The organism is Nitrosomonas sp. ANs5 (genome assembly GCF_050584665.1).
Lineage (GTDB): Bacteria > Pseudomonadota > Gammaproteobacteria > Burkholderiales > Nitrosomonadaceae > Nitrosomonas.
This window is the reverse complement of record NZ_JBEUDO010000117.1, coordinates 1-2454: the sequence shown is the minus strand read 5'-3', so window position 1 is coordinate 2454 and position 2454 is coordinate 1. Positions and strand designations below refer to the sequence as shown.

Sequence of the window (2454 nt, the reverse complement as noted above, 5' to 3'; positions counted from 1 at the left end):
ATAACGGCAACAGCGCCGAAATCCGGGCAGTTCTACGCGGGATGACCGAGAAGAAGCGATATGAACTAATCAATGATGCGATTGAAAACCGCGATGGCGAAATTTTGCATGCCGTGCTGGGCAGTCATCCCAGCTTATCCGGGCTAACAAAAGCCAATCTGGACGCCCTATGGCACCAGGCCACACGCAAGCACGCGCCTGAATTGCTGGAGTTAAAGAAAGGTATCGAGAAAGGCATAACCCGCGCCAAAACAGCGTTCATTCACTTCATGGAACACGACGATGCGATGACAGCGGCGGAAGTTCGCCAGAGATACGCCAAACAGCAAGAACTTGCTGATGCGGCCCGCGAAAAGCTGAATCAAATATGAAGACCCTGCTATCCCGGATTGAGAAGCTGGAAGCCGCGAATGTATGGAAGCCGGTATTGATTATTCCTTCCATGGCGAACGAAACCCAAGCCCGGCAAGATTATTATAATAAGCATGGATATATGCCTGATCGTGTTATCAGGATTATCCGGGCGACCCATGAGACTGTGAAAGCTGACCGCGAGGCGCGATATGGCTACCCGTGATTTATTACGCAGATTAGAAGCATTGGAAACAGGCGACAGCGCACCAGATCATCTGATTAATATGTTACGCCAGGCTCAAGAAAAAAACGGCGTTACCGACCATATAAGCCCACTGATCAGCCTTGAGGATTGCATGCGCCGTTTTATTCTGCTGCAGCCGGATTAAAAAAAACCGGCATACAGGGAGAGAGAGGGGGAGCTGTATGCCGGTCAGGGAGGTTCGATGTAGTTCTGTCAAAAGACAATATGTATATTACGTTTTTTCATGCTGCCACTCCGTGCGCTACGACACAAACAGAACAGCCCAGTGCAGATGCTTCACGCCTTGCCGCTCGTAGACTAGGCCACCGGCTTACCTCGACCGGCGTTAGCAGGCCAGAGCTTATGAATAACTTAAATTCGCCGTTTGCTGTCCGTTGAATGTATGCTGATAATGATTTTGGTTCACGCTGAGTATTCACTTTTTTACCCCTCTATTGTTTATAGTGAGTTAAATTGTGAATAGCGATTGAGGTTATTTGTGTAGGCTGTACTTATTTGATATTTATACGATTTAATCAATAAGACATTACCACCCGCAAACCCTATTTCCTGCTCGGCAACGCAGTGGCGGCATCTGCTGGCGTACCGGGTCTGTTTCCGCCGATGGCAATTTCCAATTTATACCAGGACTGCCGGGTGCAACTGGTCGATGGCGGTGTATTCGATAACCAGGGGATCGCAGGTTTGCTCGATCCGGATTGCTTGTGCACGGATTTCATCGTGAGCGATGCCGCCGGTCAGTCAGATGCAAGTGACAATCCCAGAACCGATCTGCTTTCGGTGTTGGCCACCAGTAGCTCGATTCTGGCCGGACGTGTACGCGAGGAGATGGTCAACAATCTGATGGGGACACAAACCTCTCGCACCGCCTATTTTCATTTGACACGCGGATTGTTCGCCCGGGATATTGAATACAACAATCAACCCAGTGTCAACCAGCCCAGCCCGGTCATGAGTACGGGGCTGGTCTCATCTACCGCGTTCGAGGTTGCCGAATCAGCGCAGCGCGAACTATCGAAAATCCGCACCGACTTGGATGCTTTCACGGATGTGGAAGCCGGTTGTTTGGAAGCAGATGGCTATCAAATGTCGGCCCCGCAACTGGCAAAACTGAAGCAATATACTGCTGCGCCCGTAGCAGGTCATTGGCAATTCGGCCGTTACCGGCCTTTATTGAAAGAGGGAGACAGCAGAATATTGGACCAATTGGCACTGGCCCGTCATAAATATTTCAAACCCTTGCTGTATGCGCTCAAGGGGGTGACGAACATCAAGCAGTCATTGGTCCTGGCGCTGGTCAGCCTGCCGGCCATAGCGAGTTTGTTGCTGATTATCTGGCTGATCAATCTGCTACTGAAAGATAGGCTGGGTATCGATTTTTTACAAATTATGACCAGCCCTGAAAGTTTTCAACAATTCCTGTTCGATATCGCGCCTGCTGTGTATTTCCTGCTGATCGCGCTGGTGTTGTCTAAAATCGCGGACTTGTTCTACCAAGGCAGTGGTAAATGGCTTGGATGGGTGCACAGGATCCTGAAAGGCCCGCTGGCGCTTATCACTGTCCTGGCGATACGGATTGTGTTGCCAGCAGTATTTGCCATCCCCGTCATCATTTATCTTCACACCATCGATAAATATTTCATAAAAGTCATGGGAAAATACTGAGCCGATGAATGATTTTCTCATGCAAGACGTGAGAAAAATTCTTTGATGCTGTCGAGATCTGCAGCTGCAATGACATGGCAATGCTTGTCGCAAAACGATGGCGGCCAGGCTATCCATGTCGGCCTGGCCGGAGTCCATTCTTGGTAGGCAAGCCTTGGCCGCTTAACTTA

Annotated in this window: 4 protein-coding genes; all 4 read left to right on the top strand. The window is 49.8% G+C overall.

Annotated features, from left to right (window positions below; all coding sequences use genetic code 11):
* Positions 1–371: hypothetical protein (locus ABTW62_RS13840; protein ID WP_430905159.1), on the top strand; the 371-nt coding region annotated here is incomplete at its 5' end.
* Positions 368–577: a hypothetical protein gene (locus tag ABTW62_RS13835; protein ID WP_430905158.1), complete on the top strand. Its 210-nt coding sequence runs from the start codon at positions 368–370 to the stop codon at positions 575–577. The genes ABTW62_RS13840 and ABTW62_RS13835, both read left to right, overlap by 4 nt.
* On the top strand, positions 564–743 hold the full coding sequence (locus ABTW62_RS13830; protein WP_430905157.1) for a hypothetical protein: 180 nt from the start codon (positions 564–566) through the stop codon (positions 741–743). The genes ABTW62_RS13835 and ABTW62_RS13830 overlap by 14 nt, the downstream gene beginning before the upstream one ends.
* 479 nt (positions 744–1222) lie before the next feature.
* Complete coding sequence (locus tag ABTW62_RS13825; RefSeq protein ID WP_430905156.1) at positions 1223–2284, top strand: hypothetical protein; 1062 nt, start codon at positions 1223–1225, stop codon at positions 2282–2284.
* Positions 2285–2454: the final 170 nt, after the last annotated feature.